Below are 16,409 nucleotides of genomic sequence, written 5' to 3' on the forward strand. Positions count from 1 at the left end.
GGCGGGGGTTGAGCGTCAAGCCTGGACGAGTGGAAGGCAGACCCGGAATACCGTCCTGCCCGGTTCGGAATCGACGTCGATTGTTCCGCCATGCCGTTCGACAACGATTCGTCGGGCAATGTCCAGGCCAAGGCCGGTCCCTTTGCCGACGTCCTTGGTTGTATAGAACGCCTCGAAAGCACGTTTGGCTACTGACGGAGCAAGGCCGGGACCAGTGTCACCTATTTCAACCGTCACGCCGCTTTCGTTCCGAAGGGTGGCGACGCGCAAGGTCCCGACCCCTTCCATCGCGTCCACTGCGTTGTCGATGAGGTTGGTCCACACCTGGTTCAATTCGCCGGGGTACGCGTCGATAGAGGGGAGGTCATCGCTGTACTCGCGCACAACCTCCACACCATCACGGAGCTTGTGCCCCAGCATGACCAGCGTGCTTTCGAGGCCTTCGACCACGTCGATATTCTGGCGCGAACCCCTGTCCATCTGCGAGTAGGACTTCACCGCCGCGACGAGTTCCGAGACCCGCCGCGTGGATTCCCTTACTTCTGAGAGCAGCTTTTCCATGGACAGGGCAGCGGCTACCCATTCCAGTGCCGGTTCCAGGGAAGGTCCTGCCAACAAGGATTCTGCGCGCTCGCACCACTCCAGATCCACCCCTGCAGCGGCGAGGGTCGGCCCGATAACCCAGTCACGTTCCACCCCCCGGTCGGAGAGCCATTCGATCAGGAGGTCTTCCTGATCGGCGAGCGTCAGCGCATCCGGTACGACCGCCGTCGTCGTGATTTCGGCACGGAGGGTTTCCAGAGCGGCGAACTGGGCCGGTGTTATCCCTGTGCGGGTGAGGCTGCCCACGGATGCGAACATCGTCCGCGAGGCATCCTCCAGAGCCTCCACCGCGCGGGTTGCCGCCGCGGCCGGATTGTTGATCTCGTGGGCGAGTCCGGCTGAAAGCGTGCCGAGCGTTGCCAGCGCTTCGCGCTGCCGGATGGTCGATTCGACCCGGCGTACCGTCCCGTACAACCCCTCGATGAAGTGCACCGCGAAGGGGAACCACTCGGCGAAGAGCACACGCAATCCGGGGGCTGGTACCCGGAGGACCCGGCCGGCCTCGCTCCCTCGACCGGTGGCCAGGTAGACGCTGCTTTCATCCCAGGCCCGGAATCCGCCGGCCCAACGTCCAGGCACGTCCATTTTCCCGACGACGGTGTCTTCGCGTCCTACGTGGCGAAGCAGTTCGAGGGCGCCGTCAACGAGGACCCACCAGCAATCTGCAGGCTCACCTTCGTTCCACAGGATGACGCCGGGTTCAATGCGGACCTCGGTGCCCGTTTCCACGAGATCGGAAATTTGTTGATCGCTGAGGCCCTTGAAGAGACTGATTCCCCGGAGCTCGCTGGCCTGCATCAGATCGTTCCCAGGTAGCGGTGCACGAGGTAAACAGCCATCGCGCCCTCACCCACCGCTGACGCCACACGCTTCATGGAGTCAAGCCGGACATCACCGGCGGCGAAGACACCGGGCACGCTCGTCTCCAACGCGAATGGTGCCCGGGTCAGCGGCCAGGGTATGGGATTACCGGAATTCACCAGGTCGTGGCCGGTGACGATGAAACCGAACTTGTCACGGACAATCTCCTCGCCCAGCCAGTCGGTCCGAGGAGATGCACCAATGAAGATGAAGAGCCAACTGGCCTCCACTTCCTCCGTCAGTCCCGTGTCCCGGTCGGCAAGTTCAAGGAACTCGAGGTGTCCATCTCCGCGGGCGGCTACAACCTCGCTCCGATAGCGGACCTCGATCACAGGTGTTGCGAGGATCCGCTGCACGAGGTACTGGGACATGGTGGTCTCGAGCGTGCCTGACCGCACGAGGAGTATCACCCGCTTTGCGAAACGCGAGAAGTTGATGGCGGCCTGACCGGCCGAGTTGGCGGCTCCGACGATGTAGACATCATCGCCCGCGCACTGGTTCGCTTCGCTGGCGTTGGCACCGTAGTAGATTCCCCGGCCGCTGAAGGTATCCACGCCTTCAGCCTCCAACCTCCGGTAGGAAACGCCGGTGGCGATAATAATGGCCCGTGCCTCCAACGCGCCCGAGCCGAAGAGCACTGCCCGCACCGGGCCTCGCGACTCGAAGCCCACCACATCGTTCGCGAGTATCACCTCTGCGCCGAAGCGTGACACCTGTGCCATGGCGCGCTGCGTCAGATCGGAGCCGCTCAGGCCCTTCGGGAAGCCGAGGTAATTCTCGATGGCGGCGCTCTGACCTGCCTGTCCACCCGGTGCCTCGCGCTCGACGACGACGGTGCTGAGCCCCTCGGACGCTGCGTAAACGGCCGCGGCCATACCGGCGGGTCCACCTCCTACGATGCAGACATCGTAGAGAGGGCGCTCAGCAACGGTCCGCAGACCCAGGGCGGAGGCCAGATCAAGGGTCGACGGCGATGAGAGCACGGACCCGTCCGGCAGGATCACCACGGGCATATCGGCTGTACTTGCTCCCGCAAGATCCAGCAGGCGCGCGGCCTCAGGGTCCCTTTCGACGTCGTGCCAGCGGTAGGGCACATAATTGCGGGCCAGGAACGTCTTGATCTCGTGGCTACGGTCCGACCAGCGGGCACCGATCACCCGCACGTCGGAGGTGTGATCGGGGTTAGCCCGGCGCCAGTCATCGAGCAAGTCGTCCACCACCGGATACAGCCGCTCAGCGGGCGGATCCCAGGGTTTGAGCAGATAGTGATCGAGCCCTATATCGTTGATCGCCCTGATTGCGACGTCGGTGTCCGCGTAAGCCGTCAGAAGAAGGAGCTTCGCGCCTGGAGCATGCGGCCGCGCGCGCTCCATCAACTCGATCCCGGTCATCTGGGGCATTCTTTGGTCCGCTGCGATCAGCGCAATCTCCTGATCCCGCAGTGCCAGCTTTGCCAGGACGTCCATGGCCTCGGCACCGGAGGTTGCGCGGAGGATCCTGAATTCCGACCCATATCTGTTACGAAGGTCGCGGGCAACCGCCGCCGAAACCTGGGGGTCATCGTCGACCGTCAGGATGTTCGGCTTTGTCATGACCGGATGTCCCTGGTTACAGCCATGTGGCACGACCCATCTGCTCAGGAGACCTAGCGGAAAGCCTATCCAGAGCGGGTCAGCGAGTCCATGGGTCCGCTGAATCGGTCGGCGGACCCATGGATCGAACTAGACGGACTGGTACACGGGATAGTCCGTGTAGCCCTCGGCACCGCTGGTGTAGAAGGTGGCCATGTCCGGCTCGTTTTCGGGCAGGTTTTCCTTCCAGCGGCGCACCAGGTCGGGGTTCGCGATGGCCGGACGGCCGACGACGACGGCGTCCGCCAGGTCGTTCTCGACCAGTGAGATCGCCTCGTCGCGGGTGGTCATGACGCTGAACCCTGTGTTCAGCAAAAATGCACCGTTGAACTGCTCGCGGAGCTCGCGGACAACCTCGCCCGAAGGGTCGTTGTGTAGAACGCTCAGGAAAGCCAGGCCCAGAGGCGAAATCGCTCGGGTCAGGGCGGAGTAGGTGCGGCGGAGGTCGTCCTGATCAGGCTCGATCGCTCCCTGCACATTGTGCTCCGGCGAGATCCGGATACCCACGCGCTCGGCTCCGATAGCCTCGGTAACCGCCTTCACGACCTCAATGACGAACCGGGCGCGGTTCTCAGGGGAGCCGCCGTACTGGTCCTCGCGCTGGTTGGCGGCGGGGGAAAGGAACTCATGCAGGAGGTAACCGTTGGCGCCGTGCAGCTCAACGCCGTCGAACCCGGCCTTGATCGCATTCAGCGATCCCTGGACGAACTCCTCGATGACGCCCGGGAGCTCGTCTTCGGTGAGAGCGTGGGGGACGGGGTAGGGCTGCTTTCCCTTGTAGGTGCGGGTCATGCCCTCGATCGCGATGGCGCTGGGGCCGACGACGGTGCGGCCGCCGTTGGTGTCCTCGTGGGTGACGCGACCGGCGTGCATCACCTGGGCAAAGATCCGCCCACCTTCGGCGTGGACCGCGTCGGTGACCTTGGACCAACCGTTGATTTGCTCGTCGGTCACGAGGCCGGGCTGGCCGGGGAAGCCCTGGCCTGCGTGGCTTGGGTACGTGCCCTCACTGACGATCAGGCCAAGCGAGGCGCGCTGGCGGTAATGCTCGACGACGATGGGGCCGGGAACGCCGTCTTCACCGGAACGGCAGCGGGTCAGCGGCGCCATTACGAGGCGGTTCGGCAGTTTCAGCTCACCAAGGGTGATCGGGGAGAAGAGCATGAGGGAGGTCCTTTCGCGGAGGCTTCCCTGCGTACAGCGTTGTTGCTCGAGCAACTATTCCGCGTGGGACGGGAATCACAGCTTCAGCCCGATGTGAGTGCTTCACTCCGGAACCGAGCGCACCACTCGAGCGGGCGAACCCACGACGATGGAATCGGCTGGGACGTCTTTGGTGACCACCGACGCCGCTGCCACCACGGCGTTGTCACCGATCGTTACTCCCGGCAGGATGGTGGCGTTGGATCCGATCCAGACGTTCCGGCCAATGACGACGGGAGCCGGGTGCATGTCCGCCCGCCGGCTGGGCGCGAGGTCATGGTTCAGGGTTGCGATTACCGTGTTGTGTCCGATGAGGCAGTCATCGCCGATGACTACCCCTCCCTGGTCCTGGAATTTGCACCCCGAGTTGATGAAGACTCGCTCGCCGAGCGTGGTGTTCTTGCCGAAATCGGAATAGAAGGGCGGGAAGACCGTCGTCGAATCGGCAATGGGCCTGCCGGTCAGTTGAGACAACAATTCGCGTACGCGCGCCGGTTCGTGATAGCTCCCGTTGAGTTCTGCGGTGATGCGCAATGCGTCCTGACTGGTCCGGTGCATGACCTCATGGAACGGTGAGTTTCCGGTGATGGTTTCGCCGCGGTTCAGCGCGTTGAGAAGGTCATGCAGTTCCATAGTTATTGCCTTTGGAGGTAGTTCTGGGGGTTGCGGCAAGGCGTTGTACCAAGTGTCATCGAAGGTCCAGGCGCATCACCACTCGAGGAAACCCGCCTGAGACGGCCTGCGTCTGAGCGGCGAGGGTGAAGCCTGCCTTCTCGAACAGTGAGCGGGTACCCACGTAGGCCATCGTGAGGTCTACTTTTTCGCCATTGTTGTCTACAGGGTAGCCCTCTACTGCAGGTGCTCCATTCGATCGAACGTACTCCACGGCGCCATGCAGCAGGGCGTGGGCGATCCCCCTCCCTCGATGACCTGGGCGGACCCGGATGCACCAGACCGACCAGACCGGCAGGTCGTCGACATGCGGAATCTTCGTGGATCGTGCGAACGGCAGTTCCGACCGCGGCGCCGCAGCTGCCCATCCGACGACGTCGCCGCCGTCGTCGTAGGCGAGCACACCGGGCGCGACCTCCCGATCGCACAGTGCTCGCACGTACTCGCCTCGTGCAGGCCCCACCAGGGCGCGGTTGGTCTTCGAGTCGAGGCGATGGCTGAGACACCAGCACACGGAGGACGACGGGTTTTTGGGCCCCAGCATCGTCGCGACGTCGTCGAAACGGGCTGCTGAAGCGGGAAGCACCTGGATGCTCACGTGATTACGCTACTCCCGGCGGTGGACGGCGCGGGTGGCAAATATAAGAATCCGCATCGTGGAAACAAATTTCCGTGCAATGGGTGTACGCTAGATCACACCGAAACTACGTAACGAACACTCTGGCACAGGCCTTCCACGCGGCCCGGGATGTCCAGAAGTTCGGTTGGCGCGTCGGTCCGGTTCGTACGGGAGCGTGAATGATGGACGGAATCAAGGTAACCGTCAACGGCAAAGTCCGGGACTGTAACGGAACAAATCCCCACACTCGATTACTCGACTGGTTGCGGGATGAGGGGCTTACCGGCTCCAAGGAGGGTTGCGCGGAGGGCGAGTGCGGCGCCTGCGCGGTCCTCGTCGCCCGCCCCGATGGAGCAGACCGCAGCCGCTGGACCTCGGTCAACGCGTGCCTTCCACCGGCTCTCGCCTTCGACGGGCAGGAGATCATCACCGCCGAGGGCCTCGGTAACGTCTCTGACGCCTGCACTCCCGAGGATCTCCACCCGGTTCAGCGCGAGATGGCGGACCGCGGCGGTTCACAGTGTGGCTATTGCACGCCAGGATTCATCTGCTCGATGGCGGCCGAGTACTACCGGCCCGAGCGCTCGCCAGCGCAGGAAGACAAGGAGACGGGCACCGCCGTCGTCGGTGAGGAACACGCAACCGATCACGAGTGCGGTCCCAACGGATTCGACTTGCACGCACTCAGTGGCAACCTGTGCCGCTGCACCGGCTACCGGCCGATCCGCGACGCGGCCTACGCGCTCGACATTCCTTCGGACGCAGATCCGCTCCTTGAACGGCAGAACCGCCCCGCGCCCGCCGCCCGGCATACCCGCGTGAGCGGAGATGCGGAGTTCATCCGGCCGCAGTCGCTCGACGAGGTACTGCAGACACTCCGGGATGGCTCGGATGTGAAGCTGGTTGCCGGTGCCACGGACCTCGGTGTTGAAGTTAATCTCCGCCACTCACGTCCGCCGCTGGTGCTGGCAATCGACCGTCTCGAGGAGCTCCGTGCGCTCACGTTTAGCGCCGACTCCATCGAAATCGGTGCCGCCCTGACACTGTCCGAGGTGGAGCGGGCCCTCGATGGAAGGGTTCCGCTGCTGGGTCATCTCTTCCCGCAGTTCGCCTCGCGCCTGATCCGCAATGCCGCAACATTCGGTGGAAACCTCTCGACCGGATCACCCATCGGTGATTCCGCGCCGGTCTTCCTGGCGCTCGATGCGAGGGTTGTCCTCTCCTCCACTGACGGCGACCGCGAAGTCCCTCTGGCCGAGTACTACACCGGCTACCGTCAGAGCGTCCGCAAGCCCCACGAGATGCTCCGCGCCATCCGGATCCCGCTCCCGCTCGCCGAGAGCACCGCGTTCTACAAGATCGCCAAACGGCGGTTTGACGACATCTCCAGCGTGTCCGTGGCCATCGCGCTCCAGCTCAGCGGCGGCGTCGTAAGCTCCATCCGCATTGGACTCGGCGGCGTGGCGGCCACGCCTATTCGCGCGCTGGCCACGGAAGAGGCACTGGTGGGGCAGCCCTGGACGTCCGACTCAGTGGCGGCGGCCGCCGTCGTGATGGCGGGGGAGGGAACCCCGATCGATGACATGCGGGCCAGTTCGCTCTACCGTTCGGCGATGCTGAGACAGGCACTGCTGAAGTTCCACGCCGAAAACGCACCAGCTGTGGAGGTGGCCCAGTGAAGTCCCTGGCAGATCGTCCCGTAAACCCAGTGGTCGGTGTTCCCGTATCCCACGAAAGCGCCGCAGCGCATGTGACCGGAACAGCGCTCTACACCGACGACCTCGTGGTCCGCAGCTCCAACGCCCTGCATGCCTGGCCGGTCCAGGCGCCCCATGCGCACGCCCGGATCACCGGCATGCGCACCGAACCGGCACTTGCGGTGCCTGGTGTGGTGAGGGTGCTGACGGCGTCGGACGTTCCGGGCATCAACGACGCCGGCATCAAGCACGACGAACCCCTCTTCCCGAATGAGGTCATGTTCTACGGGCATGCTGTGTGCTGGGTGTTGGGGGAGTCGCTGGAAGCCGCCCGCCTCGGCGCGGAAGCAGTCGAGGTCGACTACGAGCCGCTGCCGTCCCTGATCACTCTTGAGGAAGCCATCGAAGCCGAGAGCTTCCAGGGGAATCGGCCGACCGTTGCACGCGGTGAGCCGGATAAGGCGCTCGAAAACGCGGCCCATCGCTTCACCGGCGAATTCGAGTTCAGCGGCCAGGAGCACTTCTACCTCGAGACGCACGCCTCCTTCGCGTACATCGACGAAACCGGGCAGGTGTTCGTCCAGTGCAGCACGCAGCATCCGTCGGAGACGCAGGAGATCGTGGCGCACGTCCTGAACCTGTCCAACCACGACGTCACGGTGCAGTGCCTGCGGATGGGCGGCGGGTTCGGCGGTAAGGAGATGCAGCCGCACGGCTTCGCGGCCATCGCCGCCCTCGGTGCCACGCTCACCGGGCGCCCGGTCCGGTTGCGCCTCAACCGCACCCAGGACATCACGATGTCCGGTAAGCGGCACCCGTTCCACGCGCGCTGGGACGTAGGGTTCGACGACGACGGCCGCCTCCTCGCTCTGAAGGCCACCCTCACGAGCGACGGCGGCTGGAGCCTGGACCTCTCGGAGCCGGTCCTCGCCCGGGCACTGTGCCACATCGACAATGCGTACTTCATCCCGAACATTGAGGTGCACGGTCGGATCGCCAAGACCAACAAGACGTCGCAGACGGCATTCCGCGGCTTCGGCGGGCCACAGGGCATGCTCATCATCGAGGACCTGATGGGCCGGTGCGCACCGCTGTTGGGGCTCGATCCAAGCGAGCTCCGCCGTCGTAATTTCTACGAGCCCGGGCAGAGCACACCGTACGGGCAGCCGGTGCGCCACGCCGAGCGGCTCCAGGCAGTCTGGCAGTCGCTGGAGGACCGATCCGACATCGCCCGGCGCCGGCAGGAGGTCGCGGAGTTCAACGCCTCGCACCCGAACACCAAGCGGGCGATCGGCATGACGCCGGTCAAGTTCGGCATCTCCTTTAACCTGACCGCGTTCAACCAGGCCGGTGCGCTCGTGCACGTCTACAAGGACGGCTCGGTGCTCATCAACCACGGCGGCACCGAGATGGGCCAGGGACTGCACACCAAGATGCGGCAGGTCGCGGCCACGGCTCTTGGTATCCCGCTGTCCTCCGTGCGGCTGGCGCCGACGCGGACGGACAAGGTTCCCAACACCTCGGCCACCGCGGCGAGCTCCGGTGCGGACCTCAATGGCGGCGCGATCAAGAACGCCTGCGAGCAGATCAGCTCACGACTGGCCGAAGTGGCCGCCCGCAAGCTGAATATCCACCCCGACGACGTCCGGTTCGATGACGGTAAGGTCACCGGCATCGGCTTCCACGATTCCACGCTCACCTTCGCCGAGTTGGCCCGCGACGCGTACTTCCAGCGGGTCTCGCTCTGGGCAGCGGGGTACTACCGGACGGAAGGCCTGCACTGGGATAGCTCTCGGATGCAGGGCGAACCGTTCAAGTACTTCAGCTACGGCGCCGCGGTCACCGAAGTTGAAGTGGACCGCTTCACCGGTGCGTACCGGCAGCTGCGTACGGACATCGTGCACGACGTCGGCGACAGCCTCTCGCCGATGATCGACGTCGGGCAGATCGAGGGAGGGTTCGTCCAGGGAGCCGGGTGGCTGACCCTGGAGGACCTGCGCTGGGATGCATCCGACGGCGCGAACCGTGGCCGGATCACTACGCAGTCCGCCAGCACGTACAAGCTGCCGAGCTTCTCCGAAATGCCGGAGGAGTTCAACGTGCACCTGTTCGAACGGGCGACTGAGAGTGGTGTGGTTTACGGTTCCAAGGCGGTCGGTGAGCCGCCGTTGATGCTGGCGTTCAGCGTCCGCGAGGCCCTGCGCGAGGCGGTTGCCGCCTTCGGCCCGGGGGATATCGCTGTCGAGCTCGCGAGCCCGGCCACTCCGGAAGCAGTGTTCTGGGCGATCGAGCGGGTGTCGGCGCCGTCGTCGTCCTTGTCCTCTTCCTCGTCCTCCGACGCGGGCGTCCTGACGTCCGCTACGAGCTCGGCGCAGTGACATGGACTGGCTGGAGGCGCTGCAGCACCTGAGGTCTTCGGGTCTCCCGGGTGTGCTGGCGACTGTGTCGGAGGTGCGTGGACATTCGCCGCGGGAAGCTGGGGCGAAGATGCTTGTCGGAGCGTCCGCCACCTGGGGAACTGTAGGGGGCGGGAACCTCGAGGCGACAGTCATCGACCGGGCGCGGGAGATGATCGCCGGTGGGGTTGGGGCCGCCGAGAACGTTGAATTCTCCTTGAACGAGCACGCAGTGACCCAGCACGGCCGGCAATGCTGTGGAGGGAAAGTGCGGGTGTTGCTTGAGCCCTTCTTGTCCCTGCCCACGGTGGCGGTGTTCGGCGTCGGGCATGTCGGGTACGAACTCGGCAGAGTACTCTCGCGGCTGCCGATGAATCTGTACCTGGTGGACAGCCGCGCCGAGCAGTTGTTGCCCGAGCGGCTGGCGGATGTGACTTCCGGCGTTGCTTTGGTGCGCGCGGTGCACACCCCGGTGCCGGACTCGTTTTTGGGCGAGTTACCCGCCGGCGCTCATGTGTTCATCATGAGCCACGATCACTCCGAGGATTTCCTGTTGTGTGATGCTGCGCTGCGCCGCAGCGATCTGGGGAGTGTTGGATTGATTGGGTCGAAGGCGAAGTGGTCGCGGTTTCGGGGGAAGCTTGCCGCAGAGGGGTACGCCGAGGCGGAGATTGCGCGCATTCAGTGCCCGATCGGGTTGCCGGACGTTGGCGGGAAGGCGCCGGCGGTCATCGCGGTGAGTGCGGCGGCGGACCTGTTGCGGCGGCTCTCTTCGGGATCCAGTCGGTAGGTACTCAAGGAGAAATGGCTGACCAGCCGCGGCAGGGGTGTTCCATCAGAAGGCGCCCACGTATTCCTCAGTGCGTGGTACTGGCAGGTTCGGCGGTTAGCGGAAGATTTCCCGCGCCGCCTCAGGGTGCAGCACGAATTCGGGGCTTCCGTTCGCATCAGCGGTTCCCGAAGACACGTAGTAGCCATGCCCCATCGCATCCCCTCCAGCCACTCGGTCCAGAGCCCTCAAAGCTGCCTCGGACAGAACAGCGTTGGGAGATGCGGACCGAATTTCCTCCCTTTCCTCCGGAGTCAGTTTTGCGGCCAGCCCGACGAAATCCTTCATGATTTCTCCTCAGCACAAACAGTAGGTGCGGCTAGAGTAGCCGATTCCAGATCGCGAAGGGGTGCTGCAAAGTCCGCATGAGCCGGGCGCCAATGGGGGCCGAAGCGTTGAAGCGAAGGCCTTCATATTTGTCCGTTGCTCTTGACAACCGATTGGGACTGGAAGCAAAATGAAACGGTTCAAGAAAACGTTTTCCCGTTGCGGAAGGCTACTGGCTTGCTTCTGCACCAGGACATCAAGGGAGATGGTTATGGTTTCGTTCGTCCATCCACGAAGGTCACGACGAGCATTAGGGGCGGCAGCAGCAGCAGCTGTCGCTGCTGCAACGCTTGTAAGTATGCCGGCAGTTGCGGCGCCCGAGAGTACGCCGATCCGGCAGGTGGAATACCTCGACCGAGCCCCGGTCGCTGTGACAACCGAGGGCGGAGTCTACGTTGGCTGGCGCATGCTCGGCCTCGACGCCGATTCGATCGGCTTCCACGTCTACCGCGACGGTGTTCGCATCACTGAAACTCCGATCACCGGCAGTACCAACCTGCTCGATGCGGAGGGAACCGGAGCCTCGGTCTACCGCGTGACCGCGTTGATCGACCAACGCGAAGTGACGGTCACGGACGAGTTCACGCCGTGGGGGGAACAGTCCCTCGACATCCCGCTTCAGCGACCGGCAGGCGGCACCACTCCAACGGGCGAGGCCTACGAGTACGAGGCCAACGATGCGTCGGTCGGCGATCTTGACGGTGACGGAGAGTACGAGATCGTGCTCAAGTGGAATCCGACGAACGCGAAAGACAACTCGCGTTCCGGCTATACGGGAAACGTGTACCTCGACGCCTACAAGCTTGACGGCACCCGGCTGTGGCAGATTGACCTCGGCCGCAACATTCGTGCGGGAGCGCACTACACCCAGTTCCAGGTGTTCGACTACGACGGTGACGGTCGAGCTGAGGTTGCAATGAAGACCGCAGACGCCACGGTCGACGGCGCCGGCACGGTCATCGGTGACGCGGCAGCGGATCATCGCAACACAAGCGGCTACATTCTGACCGGGCCCGAGTACCTGACCGTCTTCGAGGGCGCGACCGGTGCGGCGCTCGACAGTGTCGACTACGTACCGGCGCGTGGAACGCTGTCATCGTGGGGTGACACCTACGGCAACCGGATGGACCGCTTCCTCGCCGGCACCGCTTACCTCGACGGCGAAAACCCCAGCATGATCTTCAGTCGAGGGTACTACTCAAAGACCTACATCGCCGCGTTCGACCTCGTTGACGGCAAGATCGAAGAGCGCTGGTTGTTCGACTCGACCAAGGCCGGCAACCAGTTCGCAGGACAGGGCAATCACAACCTCTCGATCGCGGATGTAGACGCGGACGGCGCTGATGAGATCGTCTTCGGGTCGATGACCATCGATCATGACGGTACGCCGCTTTACAACACCCGTCTCGGCCACGGTGACGCGATGCACCTCACCGACCACATCCCCTCGCGTGACGGACTCGAAGTGTTCGCGGTGCATGAGAGTATGCCCAGCAGCGGTCAGCGTGCAGCGACGATGCGCGACGCGGCTACGGGTGAGATCCTCTGGTCGATACCCGGTACCCGTGACACCGGCCGCGGCGCGGCAGGCGACATCGACCCGACGCACGCGGGCAATGAGGCGTGGGCAATCGGAGGCACGTACAAGTTCTACTCGAAGGTCGGATCGCTCCGCGCAGCAGATGGCACGGACCTCGGTACGAGCATCCCCGCGGCGAACTTCCTCACCTGGTGGGACGGGGACCTGCTGCGTGAGATCACCGATCACGACTACACCGACCCGGCCGAACTTGCCACCGGTGCGACGCCGACCATATCGAAGTGGAACTGGGACACCAAGACAGAAGAACGGCTGCTCACGCTGGACGGCACCCTCACCGGTAACGGCACCAAGGGCAACCCGGCACTCCAGGCCGACTTGTTCGGCGACTGGCGCGAGGAACTCGTCTACCGCAGCGCCGACCACTCGTCGCTGAAGATCTTCACCACCACCGATGTCACTGAGCACCGCATCCGCACCCTGATGCATGATCCGGTGTATCGGCTGGGCGTAGCGTGGCAGAACACCTCCTACAACCAGCCCCCTCACACGAGCTTCTTCCTCGGTGAGGGAATGACGACGCCTCCCGCTCCGAGCATCGCCTACGTGAACGCCCCGGCACCCGACGAGACAGCACCAGTCGTGACCGAGATCAAGGACACCAAAGTAGGTGCCAAGCGCGGGCTCGTCGTCGACGTTCGAGCAGAAGACGTTGAGTCGGGTGTCCGCTCACTCACCGTCACCTTCAACGGACAAGAGGTCACCGGAGTGGACGGCCGCTACGAGCTCCCCGTCGAAGGCCTCAAAGGCAGCTTCGAGCTCAGCGTCGCCGCGGTCAACCACGCCGGTCTCGAAACAACCGCTACTGCCGAAATCACCGTGCGACCAGGCAACGGCAAGCCCGAGTAGCACGACAAGAGAAGTAGTCAGGTAACCGCAGATACGGGAGGTGGGGCTAACGCTCCACCTCCCGTATCGCGTCTCAACTAGCTTAGTTTTTGAGCCCCACCAGGGGCGGAGTGTGGTCCGATTCGGCGTCCGTCAGATGAGGGCCCTGACCTCGTAGGTATGGCCTGCCGCGCGCAGCCTCTCAATCAGGATGTCGCCGAGGGCGGTGGCCGGGGTTAGGGATCCGGCAGCTGACGGCAGGCGGTCGCCGTCGAGGGCAAGCGAGAGCGCTGTCTCGCCGGCCATGACGGCGGTGGCGGCATATCCCGGGTCGCCGGGCCCGGCTACGACGGCCCGGTATCGCCGGCCGCTCTCTGTGGAAGCAGTCACCTGGGACCGGAACCAGCCTGAGCGCCGTGCGGCCTCGCTCGGACCTGCACCGGGCGACGGAAGGAAGCGGCCCAGTAGCTTCCTCGTGAGAGGTAGGGCCAGCATGGCTCCGAACACCCGTAGTCCGAGTGCCGTCGCTCCGGCGGTGACGGCGCCGGCGAACCCCCGCCCAATACCCATCACCTCGCCGTACCGCAGAGAGCGGCCATAGGCCCAACCTTGCAGGGCATTGCTGCGGCGCACCATCCGCGTGTTCACTGACGCCATGACGAAGGGCGCGGTCCACACGCCGTCCTCCGCACGGCCGACCCACGCCAGGTCCGCCGGCTGCCAGGTCGCGGGCTCCGCCGTCCTGTCTGGACTGAGGGAGTAGGGATCGCCCGCGAGCGATCGCAGCACAGGGTCCGACCGCATGCCGTCGAGTTGCCCACGCATCGACTCGATAGTGCCGCCGCTGAAGCCACCCTTCGCCCTGGCGACGAGCTGCACCTCGGTCAGTCCACCCGCGCCGTCGGCCTCCACGGCGCGGTGTAGGAGGAGCACCGCGAGGTCCGACGGGACGGAGTCGTAGCCGCACGCATGGACGATTCGTGCACCGGTAGTCCTTGCCAGGGTGTCGCAACGGTCAATTGCCTCACGGACGAAGGACACCTCGCCCGTCAGGTCCCCGTAGTGCGTCCCAGCGCTGGCACACGCCTCGACGACGGGCAACCCGTACTTCGCGTAGGGACCCACCGTGGTGAACAGAACCCTGGTACCTGCGGCCAACGCAGCGAGCGAGTCAGGGTGATCCGAGTCGGCCTCGATGAGGGCCCAGTCGTGTGCGGCGACGGGCAGCCTCGACCGTACGGCCTCGAGCTTCACTCTCGATCTTCCGGCGAGCCCCATGCGCAGGTCCGGCGGAGCGTGGCCCGCAAGATATCCGGCGATCAGTTCACCGACGAAGCCGGTCGCACCGAAGAGGACGAGGTCGTGGTCGCGCGTTGGGGCTTCCATGCCAGCAGTCTTCCACGGCAGCGGCTAGACCGAGGCGGAGAAGTGCGTAACTCTCCTATGGGCGTGGTGTTCTTTCGCATACTTCGGTTTTGTTCACCTGATCGAGAGACACACTTAATCGGAGTGTCGTCTTAGCCTCGGACCCTTGTGCGGATACCCATTCTGTCGAGGAGACTTCCTGATGCCCGTTCGCTCGCCCGCTTCCCGCCGCCAGTTCCTACAGCTCTCTGGGTTTAGCGCCCTGGCAGCCGCTTTCGGTTCCGCGGTCGCTAATCCCAGCCCGGTGTGGGCGGCACCGCGATTTTCGGCCAATCCCTTCACGTTGGGAGTGGCGTCCGGAGAACCTCTGCCTGACGGTGTTGTCTTGTGGACGAGATTGGCGCCGGATCCGCTTCGGTTAGACGGCACCGGCGGGATGCCTGAGATGCAGGTTCCGGTGTCATGGCAAGTCTCCGAAGACCCCTCCATGCGGAAGGTGGTACGCGCAGGTGCTGCTCACGCGCAACCCCAGCTTGGGCACTCCGTCCACGTTGAGGTTGGCGGACTGAGACCGGACCGGCAGTACTACTACCGTTTTCGTGCTGGCGAAACGCTCAGTCCGATTGGCCGGACACGTACCGCAGCGGCACCTGGTGCTGCGCTGAACTCGTTCTCGTTCGCCTTCGCGAGCTGCCAAAACTATCCCGCGGGCTTTTACACAGCTCATAAGCACATGTCGCAGGAGGATCTCGACCTGGTCGTTTTCCTCGGGGACTACATCTACGAAGGTGGCGGTCAGGGCACGATCGGTCGAGGCTGGGCACCGGCGAAGGAAGCAACCACTCTGGCTGACTACCGCGTCCGGCATGCCCAGGTTAAGACGGACGCCGACCTGCAGGCATCACATGGTGCTTTCCCTTGGTTGGTCACTTTCGATGATCACGAGGTGGATAACAACTGGGCGGGGGAGGACTCTGACCCGAACACTCCAGTCGATCAGTTCCTGGTCCGTCGTGCCGAAGCGTTTCAGGCGTACTACGAAAATATGCCGCTTCGGCTGGCCCAGCGCCCGGAAGGCTCGAAGCTTAGCCTGCATCGCCGTCGTACCTTCGGTGACCTGGTTGACTTCTACATGCTCGACACCCGTCAATACCGTGATGATCAGACCGGCTCCGAGTCCGGGCGGCTCGATCCCGCCCGCACCATTCTCGGCAATGAGCAGGAAGATTGGCTGCGGAAATCGCTAGCCGGCCCGACTGCACGCTGGAACACGCTGGCGCAGCAGGTTGTCTTCTCACAGCGTGACTTCCAGGTCGGCCCCGAGCAGGGCCTCAATGAGGACTCCTGGGACAACTACCCTGTCGCCCGGGATCGAATGAGTGCGTACTTCGCCGAACTGGGAGCCGGTAAGAATCCGGTCATCGTCACCGGAGATGTGCACATGAACTACGTATGCGACATCAGAACGGATTTCAACAACCCGGCAGCCCCAGTAGTGGGAACGGAACTTGTCGGAACCTCCATCACTTCTGGCGGGGACGACACTGGGAATCCGGCCGGCGATGCCCGTCAGCTTGAGGAGAACCCGCACATTCGCTTCATCAACCGCGAACGCGGGTACGTAAGGAATACCATTACGCCGTCCGAGTGGACCGCGGACTTCCGCGTCGTCGACTATGTGACCCGCCCGGGAGCTCCAGTCCGCACCCGGGCTAGCTTCGTCATCGAGGAAGGCAAACCCGGAGCCGAACCATCCCTCTAACCAAAATCATGCTGCC

The 16,409-nt window shown here is 64.1% G+C and carries 12 protein-coding genes; 5 read left to right on the forward strand and 7 right to left on the reverse strand.

From position 1 onward, the window contains the following. Positions 1–15: 15 nt before the first annotated feature. The 5 genes from AC5RU3_RS10220 to AC5RU3_RS10240 form a co-directional block, all read right to left on the reverse strand. Positions 16–1,401 (reverse strand): ATP-binding protein, encoded by a 1,386-nt coding sequence (locus AC5RU3_RS10220; protein WP_493965437.1) that lies wholly within the window; start codon positions 1,399–1,401, stop codon positions 16–18. Then, a complete protein-coding gene (locus tag AC5RU3_RS10225; protein ID WP_493965438.1) occupies positions 1,401–3,056 on the reverse strand; it encodes an FAD-dependent oxidoreductase in 1,656 nt (551 codons plus the stop codon). Before AC5RU3_RS10225 ends, AC5RU3_RS10220 begins: the two co-directional genes overlap by 1 nt. A 129-nt stretch (positions 3,057–3,185) precedes the next feature. Continuing rightward, entirely contained in the window at positions 3,186–4,259 is a 1,074-nt protein-coding gene (locus tag AC5RU3_RS10230; RefSeq protein WP_493965439.1) for an alkene reductase, read from the reverse strand. A 102-nt stretch (positions 4,260–4,361) separates the two neighbouring features. Beyond that, positions 4,362–4,931: a DapH/DapD/GlmU-related protein gene (locus AC5RU3_RS10235; protein WP_493965440.1), complete on the reverse strand. Its 570-nt coding sequence runs from the start codon at positions 4,929–4,931 to the stop codon at positions 4,362–4,364. A 55-nt stretch (positions 4,932–4,986) separates the two neighbouring features. Continuing rightward, on the reverse strand, positions 4,987–5,568 hold the full coding sequence (locus tag AC5RU3_RS10240; protein ID WP_493965441.1) for a GNAT family N-acetyltransferase: 582 nt from the start codon (positions 5,566–5,568) through the stop codon (positions 4,987–4,989). Between the two features lie 203 nt (positions 5,569–5,771). Here AC5RU3_RS10240 and AC5RU3_RS10245 point away from each other — a divergent pair, with 203 nt between their 5' ends. From AC5RU3_RS10245 to xdhC, 3 genes are read left to right on the forward strand one after another with little or no spacing between them, the layout of a single operon-like run. Then, on the forward strand, positions 5,772–7,268 hold the full coding sequence (locus tag AC5RU3_RS10245) for a xanthine dehydrogenase small subunit (protein ID WP_493965619.1): 1,497 nt from the start codon (positions 5,772–5,774) through the stop codon (positions 7,266–7,268). Next, the gene (gene xdhB, locus AC5RU3_RS10250) at positions 7,265–9,664 is read left to right on the forward strand and encodes a xanthine dehydrogenase molybdopterin binding subunit (RefSeq protein ID WP_493965442.1); all 2,400 of its coding nucleotides are present in this window, start codon (positions 7,265–7,267) and stop codon (positions 9,662–9,664) included. Before AC5RU3_RS10245 ends, xdhB begins: the two co-directional genes overlap by 4 nt. Before the next feature lies 1 nt (position 9,665). After that, positions 9,666–10,472, forward strand: a complete 807-nt coding sequence (gene xdhC / locus AC5RU3_RS10255) for a xanthine dehydrogenase accessory protein XdhC (protein ID WP_309072297.1) — start codon at positions 9,666–9,668, stop codon at positions 10,470–10,472. A 96-nt stretch (positions 10,473–10,568) separates the two neighbouring features. On the opposite strand, the gene AC5RU3_RS10260 is transcribed toward xdhC, so the two are convergent. Further along, positions 10,569–10,799, reverse strand: coding sequence for a hypothetical protein (locus AC5RU3_RS10260; RefSeq protein WP_309072296.1), 231 nt, complete (start codon positions 10,797–10,799; stop codon positions 10,569–10,571). Positions 10,800–11,043: 244 nt separating this feature from the next. On the opposite strand from AC5RU3_RS10260, the gene AC5RU3_RS10265 reads away from it, so the two are divergent. Then, on the forward strand, positions 11,044–13,287 hold the full coding sequence (locus AC5RU3_RS10265) for a rhamnogalacturonan lyase (protein WP_458115989.1): 2,244 nt from the start codon (positions 11,044–11,046) through the stop codon (positions 13,285–13,287). Between the two features lie 132 nt (positions 13,288–13,419). Here AC5RU3_RS10265 and AC5RU3_RS10270 read toward each other — a convergent pair whose 3' ends face one another. Further along, positions 13,420–14,652 carry a saccharopine dehydrogenase family protein gene (locus tag AC5RU3_RS10270; protein WP_493965443.1) on the reverse strand — a complete coding sequence of 411 codons (1,233 nt, stop codon included), beginning with the start codon at positions 14,650–14,652 and terminating at the stop codon, positions 13,420–13,422. 181 nt (positions 14,653–14,833) lie between these two features. On the opposite strand from AC5RU3_RS10270, the gene AC5RU3_RS10275 reads away from it, so the two are divergent. Further along, positions 14,834–16,393, forward strand: a complete 1,560-nt coding sequence (locus AC5RU3_RS10275; RefSeq protein ID WP_309123978.1) for an alkaline phosphatase D family protein — start codon at positions 14,834–14,836, stop codon at positions 16,391–16,393. The last annotated feature ends 16 nt before the right edge of the window (positions 16,394–16,409 follow it).

The organism is Arthrobacter sp. MDB1-55, from assembly GCF_059092925.1.